Consider the following 15,750-nt stretch of genomic DNA (forward strand, 5'->3'; position numbering starts at 1 on the left):
GGTATCGGCCGGCTACACAAGAGCGTAGCGCCGGTTCAGTGGTAAAGATGAGAGACATTCTCGAGTCGAATCGGACGAGAGGATTCAAAGACGAATACGCTATTGGGGCGAAGAGGAGTGTCCTGCTCGCGTGGCAACAGGGAATTGCCACACCCTCCCCAGCCGATTCGATCGCTCCTTCCAGTCGCTCACTCATCCCTCGCGCATAGTCGCGCCGCGGTTCGCCGATAGCGAACCGCGGCCCAGCGCGCGCCACCGCATAGAGGTTTGCCAGTCGGAGTGAAATGACCCTTTGAGTCAGGTCGGCTGGATCACCGCACGTCCTTCGATCTCGTTGTGCTCGAGCCGTTCTGCGACCGTATTGATCTCGCCGAGGTCGTGGCGTTCGGTGCGGAGTTCGACGTCGCCGCGGTCGACGAGCGCGACGAGTTCCTGTAGTTCGGCGTACTTGCCGACGAGCGTGCCGCGGAACGAGAACTCGCCGTTGACAAGCGCCTGACTGGGTTCGTGGACGTGACCGCCGTAGCCGACGATGTGGTGGTCGCCACCGGCGGCGACGATCTCGGGTGCGAGTGCGGTCGTCTCGTCGGCACCGACGAAGTCGACGACCTGCTGGGCTCCCTCGTCGTCGGTCAGGTCGGCGATCACGTCCGGGAGATTCTCCTCGGCGGAGTTGACGGCGTGGCGAGCGCCCAGCTCCTCGGCCAGCTCGAGCGCTTCATCTTTGATGTCGGCGGCGACGACGTCCGCGGCGCTCATCGCGTCGAGGCACTGGAGGCCGATGTGGCCGAGGCCGCCGACGCCGATGACGACGCAGGTGTCGCCGGGGTTCAGTTCGTCGACCGCCTTTTTGACGGCGTGGTAGGCCGTGATTCCCGCGTCCGCGTGCGGTGCGATGTCCGTCGGGTCGACGCCGTCGGGCAGCGGAATGACTGCCCGTTCGTTGGTCTGCAGGTACTCGGCGAAGCCGCCGTCGTGGGTGAGCCCGTTGAACGCGCTGTTCTCGCAGTACATGTCCTCGCCGAGTCGGCAGGGGCGACAGATGCCACAGGTTTGAACGGGGTGGCAGATAACCGGATCCCCCTCTTCGACCAGCGTCACCTCATCGCCGGTCTCGGCGACGATTCCCGCGTTCTCGTGGCCGAGTGTCATCGGCAGATCCTGCGGTGCGTAGTCGGTCCACATTCCCTCGATGATGTGGTTGTCAGTCTGACACCACCCCGCCCCCTCGACCTCGACCAGTACCTGATCCGATCGCTCGAGGTCCGGGCGATCGATCTCGTCGATCCGCAGCGCGTCGCTCATGTCCTCGGTGTACTCGTGGAGTCTGGCTGCTTGCATGGTAGCACATCACAGTTCGTCGGCATCCGTGATAACGTTCCCCTCGAGTATCGCTTCGTTTCTATATTTAAATTATGATGCGGATAACTCAGTGATATCTGAAAAAGAGTAATGTGGTATGATATCTATGTGCACAGTGCGATGTATCAGCACAACGGAGAGGAAATCTTCGTCATCGACGGTCACGTGCACCTGTGGGACGCCACGGAGGAGAACATCACACACGAGGGCGGGGAGGAGTTCATCCAGTGTTTTTACGATTACCACACGACGTTCACCCCCGAAGAACGGCAGTGGGACATGGACGAGTATCGGGAGTACGGCGCCGACCGAATGGTCGAGGATCTGTTCGGCAACGCCGCCGCTGACATGGCGATCTTCCAGCCGACGTACCTCACCGACTTCTACGAGGACGGGTTCAACACGACCGAGCAGAACGCCGAACTCGCGACCGAGTACCCCGAACGGTTCGTCCTCAACGGCACCTTCGATCCCCGCGACGGGGAGGAGGGGCTCGAGTACCTCGAGGAACTCCACGAGAAATACGACGTCCCCGGCGTCAAACTCTACACCGCCGAGTGGCGCGGCGATTCGAAAGGCTGGCGACTGGACGACGAAGAGGCCTTCGAGTTCCTCGAGAAGTGCCAGGAACTCGGGATCGAGAACATTCACGCGCACAAGGGGCCGACGATCCGGCCCCTCAATCGCGACGCGTTCGACGTCGCGGACATCGACGATGCGGCCTCGTCGTTCCCGGAGCTCAACTTTATCGTCGAACACGTCGGCCTGCCCCGCCTCGACGACTTCTGCTGGATCGCCGCCCAGGAGAACAACGTCTACGGCGGCCTCGCGGTCGCCGCCCCGTTCGCCCAGAACCGGCCGGGCAAGTTCTCCGAAATCATGTCCGAACTCCTCTGGTGGCTCGGCGAGGACCGCGTGATCTTCGGCTCGGACTACGCCATCTGGAACCCCGACTGGCTCGTCGAAGAAGTGCTCGAGGCCGAGCTCACGCAGGAACACCGCGCCGAGTACGGCGTCGAGTGGGACCTCGAGACCAAGAAGAAAGTCATGGGCGAGAACATCGCCGATCTCTACGACATCGACATCGAGGCGAAACGACAGGCGTTCCGGGACGACGAGATCAGCCAGCAGTTCGGTCTCGAGGACCACTACGCCAGCGAAGAACCCGCCGCTGCGGACGACTGACCAGCATGAGTACACAAACCTCCGACGGCACCGCTCCGGATCGAGCGGCCGTCCGCGACCGACTGGACCGCGTCACCGATCCGGAATTGGATCGCTCGATCGTCGAACTCGAGTACATCGACGGGATCGAGATCGACGGCTCTCGCGTCGCCGTCGACCTCACGCTCCCGACGGCGTGGTGTTCGCCGGCGTTCGCCTGGATGATGGCGGTCGACGCCCGCGACGAGGTCGAGTCGCTGCCGGCGGTCGAGAACGCCCGGATCACGCTCCACGACCACATGCACGAGACGGAGATCAATCGCGGCGTGAACGAGGGGCTGTCCTTCGCCGAGGCGTTCCCGGACGCCGACGGCGACGTCGCGGCAGTCCGTGCGGAACTCGACGAGAAGGCATGTGTCGCTCGCCAGTACGATGCCGTCGAGGCGCTGCTGAACGCCGGACTCGACGCCGAGGTGATCGTTGATCTCCGCCTGCGTGACCTCGAGATGGACGATTCGACCAACACTGTCGACGTCTACGTCGACGACCATTCGTTTGCGGTCACCGCTCCGAACGACCCTATCGAACGCTACCTCGAGAAGGCTCGCGAGACCGACCTCGTTTCGGAGCCGGACGATCCCCTCTTTCGAACGCCGGAGGGCGACCCGATCGACGCCGAATCGTTCGACCTCGTCCACCACAGGGGGCGGCTCGCGCAGGTCAACATGTCGAGTCAGGGCGGTATCTGTGACGGGCTTCGAGCGGCCAGAGAGGGTCGGCTCGAGGGGACCGCTGACGACTGAGCGTGCAGGTTGGAAACCCGTCGATCCCCTACTTTTCGACCTCGAGCAGCGCGACCCGCTCGCGAACCAGCGCCGACAGTGACGCGTCGGTAGCCGCCCGCTCCGCACCGGTGATGTCGAAGAACTCACACAACGTCTCGGGGTCCTGCGTCTCCAGCGTCGATTCGTACTCGACGAACGCGTCCAGCGCTTCGACTGCCCCGATCGCGGGGGTCTCGTTTTCGTCGCTATCGCCGTCGACGAGGACGATCGCGCGATTCTCGCCTTCGCTGACGCCCATCTCGAGCGCGCGGTCGATCTGCCGGCGGCCGGCGGCGTACAGCAGGATCTCGACGGCGCGATTTCGGGCGACGTTCTCGCCGCGTTCGATCGCGCGGTCTGCGAATTCGAGGGCCCGCTCGAGGTGTCGTCGGTCGGCGACGTATCGGGCGTCGAAGGCCTGGATCATCGTCTCGTGCCGGTCCCCGATTTCGCCGAGGTCGGCCACGAACGAGTCGAGGTCGTCGATCGCGAGTCGGCATTCGAGTAGCTTCACTAGAAATCACCCAGGCTCGACTGGCCGTCGTCGGCGTCTGCCGGCTCCGTCGCCGCTGTTTCGTTGTCAGCAGTCTCGCCGCCTGCGGTCGCCGCCGCTTCATCATCGCCTGACCCCGCTGAATCCGGTTCGACGTCGTCCATCGACGGATCCTCGCGGCCCGCGTTCTCGAGGATGTTCTCGGCCGTCTTCTTCCCCTTGAGAACCGTGAGGACGACGCCTTTGTCCGCGGTCCGCAGGTCGGCGGGCTCCTCGATCTCCGCGTCGTAGAGCCGGCGGGCGCGTTTGCGGCCCACGCCGCCGACCGAGACGAGCTCGAGCAGCTCCTCGCCGACGCCGTGTTCGACGCGCGCGCGAGCTTCCCGAACTGCGACGGTCCACTCGCTGTCGATCTCCGCGGCCAGCGACTCGGCCGCCCCGAGCAGCCATTCGGCGGTGTCGACCTTTCCGCGGAGGTCGCCCGGGCCGATCTTGTACCGGTCGGTCAACTGCTCCTCGTCGGTTTCGGTCGCCCAGTCCTCGAGCAGTTTACCCGTCTTGAGCGCGGAGAGCCAGTCCTCGAAGCGCTCCTCCTCGAACTCGCTTGGCGCATCGCCCAGCAGTTCGGCCTCGCGCTCGTAGAAGAGTTCGCCGAATTTCTCGTCCTCCCCGGAACGCAGGTAGAGTTCGTACATGTCCGGCGTCCGCGAGATCAGCTGGTAGAGTCCCAGCGCGGTCGGGCGCTCGTCGGCGTCCTCGAGCCCGTGGACGATCTCGGCGGCGCTCATCGGATCCAGGTAGAGCCGCGAGACGGTGTGACCGAGGCTGGTGGCCTCGAGTTTCTCGTCGCGGCCGCCGTCGTCTGCGAGATCGGCGGCCGAGGTGAACGCGCTGTCGGCGTCAGCCTCGCCGGAACCATCGTGCCCGCCGCTGTCACGCTCTATGAAGTCGTTCGACTCGAGATACTGCAAGACCGTGTCAGTCACCGTCTCGAGCCGCCCGGGCTCGCTCGACTGGCTTGCGTACAGCGTCGCCTCGAGGAACTCGAGGAGTCCACCGCGCGTTCGGGCGAAGCCGGAGGCGATCGTTGCGAGCACATGCGTCCGCAGGGCGGGTTCGGCCGCCAGCTTCGAGCGCACCGGCTCGGGGTCGGCCCAGACGTAGCGATCGAACAACTCCTCGCTCTCGTCGTGACTTTTCGCGAGCAGGACGGCCTCGCCGTAGGGGTCCAGTCCGGGTCTGCCGGCCCGGCCCATCATCTGGTGGACCTCGAGAACGTCTAACGGTGCCATCCCGCCCGCGCTGGGGTCGAAGCGCCGCCAGTCGCGGACGACCACCCGTCGAGCCGGGGTATTGACCCCCGCCGCGAGCGTCGGCGTGGCCGAAATCACCTTCAGGAGCCGGTCGCGGAAGGCGTCCTCGACGATCGACCGCTGGGTGCTCGAGAGGCCGGCGTGGTGGAACGCCGAGCCGTGCTCGACGGCGTCGGCCAGGTCTTTGCTCGTCTCGGTGTCGCTGTCGTCCCGGATTTCCTCGGCCAGGTCGGCCAGTTCGGTCCGCTCCTCGGCGGTCAGTTCGGTCTTCGAGACGCCGCCCAACCGCCTCGCGGCCGCTTCGGCGTTCCGGCGGGAGTTGACGAACACGAGCGAGGAGCCTCCTTCCTGCAAGATATCGCGGACGAGCGCGGCCTCCTGTTTTTCGCTCCCCTCGACGGGAACCTCTCTGGTCGAGCCGTCGTCGAAGTTCAGGGCGTTGCCGAAGTGAACTCCCATCTGGAGATCGATCGGCCGCCAGTCGGTATCCACGAGCGCGGCGTCGAGCCAGTCGGCGATCTCGTCGGCGTTGCCGACCGTCGCGGAGAGCGCGACCATTTGCATGCGCGGGTTGAGCTTGCGGAGCTTCGCGAGAGTCACCTCGAGGGTCGGCCCCCGATTCCGGTCGTCGATGAGGTGAACCTCGTCCGAGACGACGCAGGTCAGATCGGAGAGCCAGTCGGCCCCGTTGCGGACGAGCGAGTCGACCTTCTCGCTGGTGGCGACGACAATGTCTTTCGTCGCGAGCCAGTCGCTGGTGCTCTCGTAGTTACCGGTCGTGACGCCGACCGTGACGCCGAACCGCTCGTAGGCTTCGAACTCTTCTTTCTTCTCGCTGGCGAGTGCGCGGAGAGGAACGATGTACAGCGCCGTTCCGCCGCGTTCGATCGCCGAGAGCATCGACAGGGCGGCGATCATCGTCTTCCCGCTGGCGGTGGGGACGGCGGCGACGAGGTTCTCGCCCTCGGTCGCGCCGGCCTCGACCGCCTCGGCCTGCGGCGGGTAGAGCTCCTCGATGCCCTCGCTCCGGAAGTGGTCGACGGCACCTGCTGGGAGCCCCGTCAGCTCCTCGATATTCATTACCCGCTTTTGGCGCGTCCCGCGGTTTAAAGTATCGTCTCTCGGATCTCGAGCCACCGCGGTCAGCCCGCCGAAGTCAGATAGACTTTTGCGACAGTCATCGCTACCTGAACGCATGTCGACGCTCGCGCGTACGCTTCGTTCCTCGCCGCTTCGGACGTCGACCGCTCGCGGGCGAAGCGGTAAACTCCTCGTCGGGTCGGGACTGGTGATCCTCACGCTCGGAATGGCGACCGACACGCTCGGCCGTCGGTTCGCCGTCGCCGGGCGACAGCCGTCAGTCCTCGAGTTCGGCGTCGTTCTCGTCGGAGCCGCACTCGCGGTCGCGTTCGTCCGGTATCTGCTCGGAAAACTGAAGCGGGCCGCCGGTTACAGCCTGCTCGGCACGATCGGGGTCGGGTTCGGTCTGCCGGCGCTGATCGCGCTGCCCGCCGTCGGCGGCATCGCTCGCCGGCTCGGCTCGATGGCGTACGTCCGACTCCCGTGGGTCGGTCCCTCCCGCTGGGAACGAGTTCTCGACATGGTCGGCGGCCCCCGCGGCCTCGTCTCCGGCTGTTACGGCACGACGTTGCTGACGGTCGGCGCGTCGACCGGGTCGCTCGAGGAGACCTACGTCGTCTTCGGAAATCGACTCTCGCTGCTCGCCGTCTTCGTCCTGCTGACGGCTCCCGGCATCGTCCTCTACTATCTGCGCCGATGACCGCGGGACTCGAACAGGACCGCCCAAACGGGATCGTTCTCGAGGCGTCGTAGAAATCCGGAACCGGTCAGCGGAACCGTATCGAGTCCGATATCGGCAGTACAGGACAACACTCGTTCCCCGTCGATAGATCGATGAGGATCGGTGCCGAAGTCCGTCCCGTGATCGCTCCGCAGCACGTCCTCGTCCCCACCCTCGGCCGTCCTCGGGAGGACGAGGCCCTCGCGTACGCCCTCGAGACGTTCCCCGACGCCGACGTCACGTTCCTCGCAGTCGTGACGCCGCTCGACGCGCCGCTCAGCGAGGGCGGCGTCCTCGAGCGAAGCGAGGACCGGACGGAACAGGCCTGGACCAGCGCGACGGAGGTGCTCGAGTCCGTCGCGGGTTCCGAATCGCTGGATCGAGTCACGATCGAGACGGCGGAAGGCAAACCCGGAACCGTCGTTCCCCGATACGCGTCCGAGGAGGGGGCCGATCACGTCGTGATGTACGGCTCCGAAAACGGGTCAGTGGGGTTCCTCCGGCGATTTCTCGGCCGCGGCATCGCCGCAACGGTGGTCGAACGGACGCCGGGTCCGGTGACGGTACTCGAGTGAGGATGGGGCGATCAGCCGCCGATCACCGTCTCGAACAGCTGATAGAGGCCGTACCCGACGACGACGGAGCTGCCCAGCGTGAGCAGCCAGAAGGTGAGCGTGACGCCGATTTTGCGCCGCGAAACGCCTGCCGACCCGCCGGCCAGCCCGCCGCCGATGACGCCGGAGAGGATGATGTTGTTGAGCGAGACGGGAATCCCGAGCGCGATCGCCAACTGGGCGATAATGAAGCCCGGAACCAGCGCCGCGATCGACCGCCGGACGCCGAGCTGGGCGTACTCTCTGGAAGTCGCCTGCAACAGCCGAGGCGCGCCCATCCAGGCTCCGGCGAGGATACCGGACGCTCCGATCGCGAGCAGGACGATTCCCGGTAGGCCGAGTTGGACCCGAAAGAGGTTCTCGAGCGGTCCCGTCGCGAGTCCGACCTGCGAGCCGCCCGAGGAGAAGGCGACGATGCCGCCGAGCACGAGGAGGAACGAGCGGATACCGCTCTCGACGGAGACGCGGACGCGCTCGCGAACCCAGTAGAAGGCGAGTACTCCGGCGGCGATCGTCACGACGACGGTACCGAGATCGACGCCGGCGGCGAGTGTCGGGCCACCGCCGAACAGGCGGGAGACGAACCCGGCGAGGGTGCCCTGATCGGCGGTCGGATCGGGGATCACGCCCAGGCGGACGTTGGCGACGATCGCCCCGACGACGCCGGCCAGCAGCGGGACGCCGACGGTTTCGGGGACGTCGTCGCGTCGCAGGACCGTCGCCGTCGCGTACGCTAATCCGCCGGACATGATAGGGACTAGCAGCCAGAACGCTCCCAGCCGCCGGTAGGTCGCTACCGCCGGGTCGCCGCCGAGCGAAAGGCCGGCACCGACCATCGCGCCGGTCGTCGCGAACGCCGCCGGAATCGGATACCGCGTGTAGATGCCGATCGCCATGAACGTCGCCGCGGTGAGCAGCCCCGCGGTGGCGGCGAGGGGCGTGATCGTGACGCCGTCGATCAGGTCCGCGCCGACGGTCTCGGAGATGCTGCCGCCCTGCATGAGCGCACCCGCGGCCGCGAGCAGCCCGATGAGGAACGCCGCCTGCATCGTCGAGATGGCGTTCGCGCCGATCGCGGGTGCAAAGGGCGGTGAGTTGCTGTTCGCCCCGAGCACCCACGCCATGAACAGACAGGTCAGGACGGCGGCTCCGACGAGTGCTGCAAAGGACAGTGCAACCATTCCGTCGGTCGAGGTTCCACGAGGCGGCGGAAAAGGATTCCTACGGGTTCCGTGTGTCCTTCCGGCAGCCCGCTCTCGAGGATCACCCCTCGCTGGCTTCCCCACGGTCCCGGTTATCCCGAGTACCGGCTCGTACCGACAGACCGCTCGAGCGGTCGGCTGAGGCGTTCTCTTTCGGGTTGTCCCGTCTCCCGTCGTCGAATATCGTCGACTACTGATCTCTATAGCAACTTACCGATCGATAATATAAACAATAATGAATGGGGTCGTGGAGCCTCCGCATGCACTATGCGACGACGACAATTCGTTACGGCCCTGGGTGCGACTGGACTGCTCGGTGCAACCGGATCGGCCGGCGCACAATCCGACGTCTCCGCCAATCATCTCGGAGGGGGCGTCGAGAACGTGATCGTCCTGATCGGCGACGGCATGGGGTTCGATCCGATCGAAGTCACGTCGGTCGTCCACGGCGACCTCTCGCTGCAGTCGATGACCGGCGTCGGCTACACGCGGACCAACTCCCGAAGCGGCGAGGTGACCGACTCGGCGGCCGCCGGCACCGCGCTCGCGACCGGTCACAAGGCGAACAACGGACAGATTTCGGTCCGCGGCGACGCGGACGACGACGATCCGACGCCGCTGCTGACCCAGCTCGAACTCGCACAGGCGCGGGGCAAAGCGACCGGACTGGTCTCGACGACCCGAATCACCCACGCTACGCCGGCCGCCTACGCCTCGCACGTCCCCGATCGCGACATGGAGGCGACGATCGCAGCGCAATACGCCAACAGCGACGTCGACGTGCTCATGGGCGGCGGTCGCCGCGAGTTCGACGACGACCTGCTCGAGCGGATGCGAGGAGCGGGCTACGAGGTCCTGTTCGACGCGGACGACCTCGAGGCAGCGAGCGGCGACAGGCTACTCGGGCTGTTCGACGACAGCCACGTCACCTACACGCTCGATCGCGACGAGTCGATCCCGTCGCTGTCCGAGATGACCGCCGCCGCCGTCGATCGGCTCGAGGACGAGGACGACGGCTTCTTCCTGATGGTCGAGGGCGGGCGCATCGATCACGCCGAGCACGGGAACGACATCCAGACGACGGTCGCTGAGACCGAAGCGTTCGACGAGGTCGTCGACTGGGCGCTCGAGTACGCCGAGACTCGCGACGACACGCTGGTCGTCGTCACGTCCGACCACGAGACGGGCGGCCTGGCGACCGGCAGCGGCTACGGCTCGCCGATCGAGGCCGAAGCGATCCGCAACGCCGAGGCGAGCAACGCGGCCATCGCTGCGGCCATCGAGGAGGGGACCCCGATCCGCGAGGCGGTCGAAGGACGCGTCGACGTCGCCCTCACCGACGAGGACGTCGAACGGATCGCGGATGCCAAAGATGCCGACGGTCCTTTCGCCCTCTCGAACGCACTCGGGGCGGTCCTCTCCGACCACCTCGGCGTCTCGTGGGCCTCGAACGTCCACACCGGCCCGGCCCAGACGGTGATGGCCGCCGGACCTCACGTCGACCCGTTCAACGGCTGGATCCACCACACCGATCTCTCGGTGACCCTCGCCGCCCTGTTGCTGTTCGGTCGACTCCCCCGCGTCTCCGATTCCCAGCGCGAATTCTGGGAGCGCAAGATCGTCCGGAAGGGACCCTCGAGCCGGCTCGACGCCTGGCTCGCCCTCGAGTACGTCGGCCCCGCCACCGACGACCTGACCGAGGCGCTCGACGTCGACGGAAACGGCGTCGTCGACTACCGGGATATTCTCCTGATTCTCGAGGGAGACGCCCCGTCGCCGTCGGCGGAGGCCGGCCGCCGCCGCGAGGCGATCGGCTCGGTTCACGACCTCTGAACGCGGACTCCGTCGCTCGCCGTTACCCGCCCCACTTTTTTGTGCCGGCCCTGAAACCGTCTCGCTACCGATCCGGTTCCGGATCCGACTTCGCCAGAACCGCTCTGTAGTGTGCCCCGGTCCGCAGGACGTCGGTCACGGTCCACGGCGTCCCCGTCGTCGCCTCGCGGAACCGTTCGGGCGAGCACAGCAGGAACTGTAGCGTTCGCCCGACCTCCCGATATCGTTCTCCGTCCGCCGTCTCGCGTTCGAACTCGAGGTGGAAACACCGGTGAGCGATCCCGTCGCGGGGATCGGACCGGTAGCCGAAGAATACCTCGTCCAACCGCGTCGGATCGTAGTTGTCGACGACGGCGACCCCCGCGTCGTCGGTGACGCGAGCGAAGTCGGCGAGCAATTCGCGGATGCCGGCCAGCGAGCGGCCGAGTCCGATCTGGGTACCGACGGCGTGGACGGCCCCGAACGCGCCCGTTTCGACGGGGAGATCGAACATGTCGCCGACGAAAACGTCCTCGAGCCCGCGTGCACGGGCCGTTCGCACGGCGTTCGGACTCGCATCGACGCCGACCGCGTCGACGCCCCGATCGGCCCACCAGAGGAGGTGTTTCCCCGCGCCACAGCCCACGTCGAGGACCGGTTCGTAGTCGGTCAATCGCTCGAGGAGATCGATCGTCTCCGACTCCCAGGATTCCGAACTCGAGAAGTAGAACTCGGCGACGGAGCCGTCCTGTACGTCCGCGCCGTCGCGATAGGTCAGCCGACCCGGCGTATCGCGGTGGTGAGCGAGCATGGCTCGTCCCAGCGGGTCCGCCGGTCGTGTCCCAGTTCGTTCGGGGCTGGTCCGTTCCATGCTCGAGTCGAAGATCCGATGGATAATAAAATCCATATGACATGTGGTATCTGGTATCGCAAACCACGGCTAGCGGTCAGAACGTTCGATCCGCCCGTTCGGTACGATCTCGCGTGGCTGCCGACCGCTAACGATTTACGCAGTTCGTCCGAACTCCAACCCATGAAAGTCGAATTCGACGAGGACACCTGTATCGGGATGTTCCAGTGCGTCGCGGAGTGGGACGCGTTCGAGAAGGACAAATCGAAGGGGAAGGCGATTCTCGCGGACAGCGAGGAGGTCGAGGACGGTGTCTTCGTCCGTGAAGTCCCCGACGACGCGGAACTCGACGCGAAGTTCGCCGCCCGCTCGTGTCCCGTCGACGCGATCAAAATTTACGACGACGACGGCGAACAACTGATTCCCTGAGACGACGCCATCGCTCCCTTCCTCTCCGTTTCTCTCAGCGTCCCAGTGCCGCATCCACTAACGCCGATTCGACCGTCCGGAGCAACGTCGACGCCGCGCTCTCCGAATACGACACTGAATCCGGACTACCAGCTCGGCATTCGACTGCGAAAAATCGGTCGGAGAGAGATGTCGGCTACGAAATCTTGTCGTACTGCTCGGAGAGCTTCTCGGCGGCCTCGCCGAGCTGGTTGCGCTCGTACTCGGTCAGGTCCCACTCGACGATCTCCTCGATGCCGTCGGAGCCGAGCCTGGCCGGCACGCCGAAGGCGGTGTCCTCGTGGCCGAACTCGCCCTCGAGCGTAACGCTCGCGGGGAGCACCTCGCCGGTGTCGCGCAGGATGGCCTCGACCATGTGCCCGACGCCGGTCGCCGGGCCCCACTCGGTCGCGCCTTTCTTTTCGATGACGTTCATCGCGGAGGTCTGGAGCTCCTCGAGGAGCTCGTCCTTTTCGTCCTCGTCGAATTCGGGATCGCGGCCGTCGACGCGGACCTTCGAGAAGACGGGAACCTGCGCGTCGCCGTGTTCCCCGAGGATGGTCGCCTCGACGTTCCGGACGGGCGCGTCGAAGCGCTGTGAGATGACGTAGCGGAACCGGGCGGAGTCGAGCCGGCCACCGAAGCCGATTACCTTCTCGCGGGCGCGGTCGCCCGTCTCGTAGAGGTGGCGGTTCAGCAGGTCGACCGGGTTCGACGTCGTCACCGTGATGAAATCGTCGTTGTGCTCGGCCAGCGACGAGCCGATGTCCTCCATGATCGGCGCGTTGTCTCCGGCCAGATCGATCCGGGTCTGGCCCGGCTGGCGCGGGATCCCCGCGGTGATGACGACGACGTCCGATCCTGCGGTGTCCTCGTAGCCGCCCTGTCGGATCGTCGTGTTCGAGTCGTAGGCGACGCCGTGGTTCGCGTCGGCGGCCTGTCCGACCGTGTCGTCTTCCTTGTCCGGAATGTCCACGAAGACGAGTTCGTCCGCGACGTCCCGAAGCGCGATGTTGTAGCCTGCGGCGGCCCCGACCGTCCCGGCCGCGCCGACCACGCTAACTTTCGTCATACCACGTAATGCTTCCCCATCCCACACGTTAAATCCGTCGAAACCTCTGACTTCGTACCGTTTCGACGATGAATATTTCGACGACTGTCGTATCCAATCTCGTTCTCGAGGACCCGGATCGAACGGTCCGGTTCGACTCGAGACCGAATCGATGATAGCCACTGCTCGCGGCTACTCCTGTATGCGCGTCAGCGTCATCGGCGGCGGAGCGATCACGGACGAACAGGCGGCCCGCGCGGAAGCGGTCGGACGCGAACTCGCCGCCCGGGACCACACGGTCGTCTGCGGCGGTCGCGGCGGGACGATGGAAGCCGTCTGCCGCGGCGCGAAAACCGAGGGCGGCACCACGATCGGTATCCTCCCGGGTGAGCGCCCGGAAGCGGCGAACGACTACGTCGACCACCCCGTCGCGACCGGGATCGGCCACGCCCGGAACGCGCTCGTCCCGCTGAACGGCGACGCGGTCGTCGCGCTCGCCGGCGGCGTCGGCACGCTCTCGGAGATCGGCTTCGCCGGCATCTACGATCGACCCGTCGTCGGCCTCGAGACCCACGACGTCTCGACCCTCGATATCGATCTCGAGACCGTCGAAACCCCTGCTGAAGCCGTCAACGCCGTCGAACGGGCTCTCGAGCACCGATCCTGACTCGTGGCTGCTACTGCGCTGGTACCCGGTCGATCCCGTCCCGTCCGGGTCGTCGGTTCGACCGTCCGATCCTTCGCAGCTTTTTCGATGGTCCGCCGTCTCTAGGCGACTATGAGCGACTTCGACAAGGAAGCCGAGCGCGAGAAACTTCGAGAGAAGTACGAACAGGACAAAGAAGAGCGCAAGGCGACCCAGCGAATGAGCGACCTGCTGCTCAAAGGGGCGACGATGACCAACGCCCACTGCGGGACCTGCGGCGATCCGCTCTTTCAAGAGAACGGCACGACCTTCTGTCCCAGCTGTCACGGGAATCCCGACGCCGTCCAGGGAACGGATCTCGAGGCCCAGCCGGCCGAGGAGGGGCCGGCTGACGGCGAGACCGCCGCGACCGACACCGAACGGACCGAGGGGGCGGACGCATCGCCGGCCAACGCTGCCGACAGTGACGCTCGTTCGGTATCGTCCGGAGAAAACGCAACCGACGACACCGCTTCGGACCCACGCCAGCAACCCCAGCCGCCGCGATCCGATACGGACGCGTCGGTCGCGGAGTCACAGTCCCGATCGACGTCCCCGTCCCCGGCGGGCCGAGCCGAGCAGCCGACCCCGTCCCGGTCCGACGCCGGTTCGTCCGATTCCGGTTCCTCGAGTGCACCCGCCGACGGCCGCCGATCCGGTTCGGGAACGCATCGAACGGCCCCCGTACCGACCGACGGCGATCTCGAGGCCGCCCACGGTGCGCTCGTCCGATCCCTCGAGAGATTCGCCGAAGAAGCGGCCCAGACGGACGATCCCCGCTACGCGAAGGACTGCCTCGAGGCGGCCCGCGAAGCCGCCGAGACGCTGTCGGTGCTCCGCTGAGGGCGATCCGCCGTACGCGCTACCGAGGCCATCGCGTTCTCGCTTCCGTGCGTTCGAACGCAGTGTCGGATCCAACCGGTTCCTCGCCATCGTTTTTCGACCGTCGAGTCCGTCGCTCGAGTCGGTCTCGACGATGAAGTCTCGATATCAATAGATGTATAATACGTAGAATTATACGTGTCTGTAACAGAACGCACCGCCCCGCTACCGTCGAACGGCCGGCCCCAGTGACGGGAAACGGTTCCACCGAGGACCGATCGGATCGACCGCTCGATCGGCGTCGGAGGCTCCGTCACGGGTCGCAGAATTCGTTCGACTCGCGGATCGCGGCTTGCGAACGCTTGCCAAGCCCTGGCCCACGGAGGAGAGCTGATGGCATTAGGATACGTCACACTCGTCACGATAGCGACCGTCTGTCTCGGCGTTGTAGCGACCTGCGCGCTCTGTGTCCACTCCTCGACGCTCCCGCGAACGACCGCGGAACTTCGGCATCGGATCCGGACTATCGCGCCGTACCTCGGCGTGATAGGGGTGATTTTGCTGGTAAAACGGTTGACGCACTATCGCAGGTTGGAACTCTCCTACGCGCTCGATTGGGACCTCACCGACGAGATCTACGCCGTCGAAGGGTCGTTCGTCGCTTCCGTGCAGGACGTCGTCCCCGACGCACTGATCGGATTCTTCTCCGTGATGTACATGTTCGGGTTTCCGTACCTGTTGGCGACCGCCTTCGTCCTCTACGTCCTCTTGCCGACCCAGCGCCGCGTCAAGGAACTGCTCGTCGCGTTCGCCCTCAACACGCTGATCGGGTCCCTCTTCTATACAGTGTTTATCGCCTACGGACCGCGCAATCACCTCTCGAGCGTCGACGGGCTGATGTACCAGTTCTATCCGCAGACGCAGGAACTCACGGCCGAGATCTCGGCAAATACGAACGTGTTCCCGTCGCTACACACGTCGCTGGCGGTTATCGTGCTCCTGTTCGCCTGGCGGTCCCGCCGCACGTACCCGCGGTGGTTCTCGATCGCAGCGACCGTGTCGACGTTCGTCGTCTTCTCGACGATGTATCTGGGAATCCACTGGCTGGTCGACGTCGTCGCGGGCGTCGTACTCGCCGTCTGGTGCGTCCTCACGGCCGAACGAATCGTCGCCCAGGTAGTCGATGACGACCGCGTTCCCGTTTCCGACGACGGCGAGGAGCGTATCGCCTCCGAAGTCAGCGACTGACTCGACGGCTCGGGACTCGATTCGTCTCGATTCCGGTCGAATCGGGGCCGCGACGACCGACT

At 65.7% G+C, this 15,750-nt stretch carries 15 protein-coding genes; 9 read left to right on the forward strand and 6 right to left on the reverse strand.

All coding sequences use genetic code 11. From position 1 onward, the window contains the following. Positions 1–297 precede the first annotated feature (297 nt). A complete protein-coding gene (locus LDB05_RS15315) occupies positions 298–1,341 on the reverse strand; it encodes an NAD(P)-dependent alcohol dehydrogenase (protein ID WP_226004857.1) in 1,044 nt (347 codons plus the stop codon). 141 nt (positions 1,342–1,482) lie between these two features. Here LDB05_RS15315 and LDB05_RS15320 point away from each other — a divergent pair, with 141 nt between their 5' ends. After that, positions 1,483–2,547, forward strand: a complete 1,065-nt coding sequence (locus tag LDB05_RS15320) for an amidohydrolase family protein (RefSeq protein WP_226004858.1) — start codon at positions 1,483–1,485, stop codon at positions 2,545–2,547. A 5-nt stretch (positions 2,548–2,552) separates the two neighbouring features. Continuing rightward, on the forward strand, positions 2,553–3,329 hold the full coding sequence (locus LDB05_RS15325; RefSeq protein ID WP_226004859.1) for an iron-sulfur cluster assembly protein: 777 nt from the start codon (positions 2,553–2,555) through the stop codon (positions 3,327–3,329). A 28-nt stretch (positions 3,330–3,357) separates the two neighbouring features. Here LDB05_RS15325 and cgi121 read toward each other — a convergent pair whose 3' ends face one another. Together cgi121 and LDB05_RS15335 are read right to left on the reverse strand one after the other, a co-directional pair. Then, positions 3,358–3,864 carry a KEOPS complex subunit Cgi121 gene (gene cgi121 / locus LDB05_RS15330; RefSeq protein ID WP_226004860.1) on the reverse strand — a complete coding sequence of 169 codons (507 nt, stop codon included), beginning with the start codon at positions 3,862–3,864 and terminating at the stop codon, positions 3,358–3,360. Next, positions 3,864–6,236, reverse strand: coding sequence for an ATP-dependent DNA helicase (locus LDB05_RS15335; RefSeq protein ID WP_226004861.1), 2,373 nt, complete (start codon positions 6,234–6,236; stop codon positions 3,864–3,866). The genes cgi121 and LDB05_RS15335 overlap by 1 nt, the downstream gene beginning before the upstream one ends. Positions 6,237–6,351: 115 nt before the next feature. On the opposite strand from LDB05_RS15335, the gene LDB05_RS15340 reads away from it, so the two are divergent. Next, complete coding sequence (locus LDB05_RS15340; RefSeq protein ID WP_226004862.1) at positions 6,352–6,936, forward strand: hypothetical protein; 585 nt, start codon at positions 6,352–6,354, stop codon at positions 6,934–6,936. 134 nt (positions 6,937–7,070) lie between these two features. Further along, entirely contained in the window at positions 7,071–7,532 is a 462-nt protein-coding gene (locus LDB05_RS15345; RefSeq protein WP_226004863.1) for a universal stress protein, read from the forward strand. Positions 7,533–7,543: 11 nt separating this feature from the next. Here LDB05_RS15345 and LDB05_RS15350 read toward each other — a convergent pair whose 3' ends face one another. Then, positions 7,544–8,752: an inorganic phosphate transporter gene (locus tag LDB05_RS15350; protein ID WP_226004864.1), complete on the reverse strand. Its 1,209-nt coding sequence runs from the start codon at positions 8,750–8,752 to the stop codon at positions 7,544–7,546. A 288-nt stretch (positions 8,753–9,040) separates the two neighbouring features. Between LDB05_RS15350 and LDB05_RS15355 the strand changes: the two genes are divergently transcribed. Then, positions 9,041–10,606 carry an alkaline phosphatase gene (locus tag LDB05_RS15355; RefSeq protein WP_226004865.1) on the forward strand — a complete coding sequence of 522 codons (1,566 nt, stop codon included), beginning with the start codon at positions 9,041–9,043 and terminating at the stop codon, positions 10,604–10,606. 64 nt (positions 10,607–10,670) lie between these two features. Here LDB05_RS15355 and LDB05_RS15360 read toward each other — a convergent pair whose 3' ends face one another. Further along, positions 10,671–11,456: a class I SAM-dependent methyltransferase gene (locus LDB05_RS15360; protein WP_226004866.1), complete on the reverse strand. Its 786-nt coding sequence runs from the start codon at positions 11,454–11,456 to the stop codon at positions 10,671–10,673. Positions 11,457–11,618: 162 nt separating this feature from the next. Between LDB05_RS15360 and LDB05_RS15365 the strand changes: the two genes are divergently transcribed. Next, positions 11,619–11,864, forward strand: a complete 246-nt coding sequence (locus tag LDB05_RS15365) for a ferredoxin (RefSeq protein WP_226004867.1) — start codon at positions 11,619–11,621, stop codon at positions 11,862–11,864. Positions 11,865–12,039: 175 nt separating this feature from the next. On the opposite strand, the gene mdh is transcribed toward LDB05_RS15365, so the two are convergent. After that, a complete protein-coding gene (mdh, locus tag LDB05_RS15370; RefSeq protein ID WP_226004868.1) occupies positions 12,040–12,954 on the reverse strand; it encodes a malate dehydrogenase in 915 nt (304 codons plus the stop codon). Between the two features lie 181 nt (positions 12,955–13,135). Between mdh and LDB05_RS15375 the strand changes: the two genes are divergently transcribed. From LDB05_RS15375 to LDB05_RS15385, 3 genes are all read left to right on the forward strand, one after another. Beyond that, positions 13,136–13,600, forward strand: coding sequence for a TIGR00725 family protein (locus LDB05_RS15375; RefSeq protein ID WP_226007922.1), 465 nt, complete (start codon positions 13,136–13,138; stop codon positions 13,598–13,600). A 111-nt stretch (positions 13,601–13,711) separates the two neighbouring features. After that, positions 13,712–14,461, forward strand: coding sequence for an Sjogren's syndrome/scleroderma autoantigen 1 family protein (locus LDB05_RS15380; protein WP_226004869.1), 750 nt, complete (start codon positions 13,712–13,714; stop codon positions 14,459–14,461). Between the two features lie 372 nt (positions 14,462–14,833). Then, positions 14,834–15,688: a phosphatase PAP2 family protein gene (locus LDB05_RS15385; RefSeq protein WP_226004870.1), complete on the forward strand. Its 855-nt coding sequence runs from the start codon at positions 14,834–14,836 to the stop codon at positions 15,686–15,688. Positions 15,689–15,750: the final 62 nt, after the last annotated feature.

Source organism: Natrinema salinisoli (assembly GCF_020405205.1).
Taxonomy (GTDB): Archaea; Halobacteriota; Halobacteria; order Halobacteriales; family Natrialbaceae; genus Natrinema; species Natrinema salinisoli.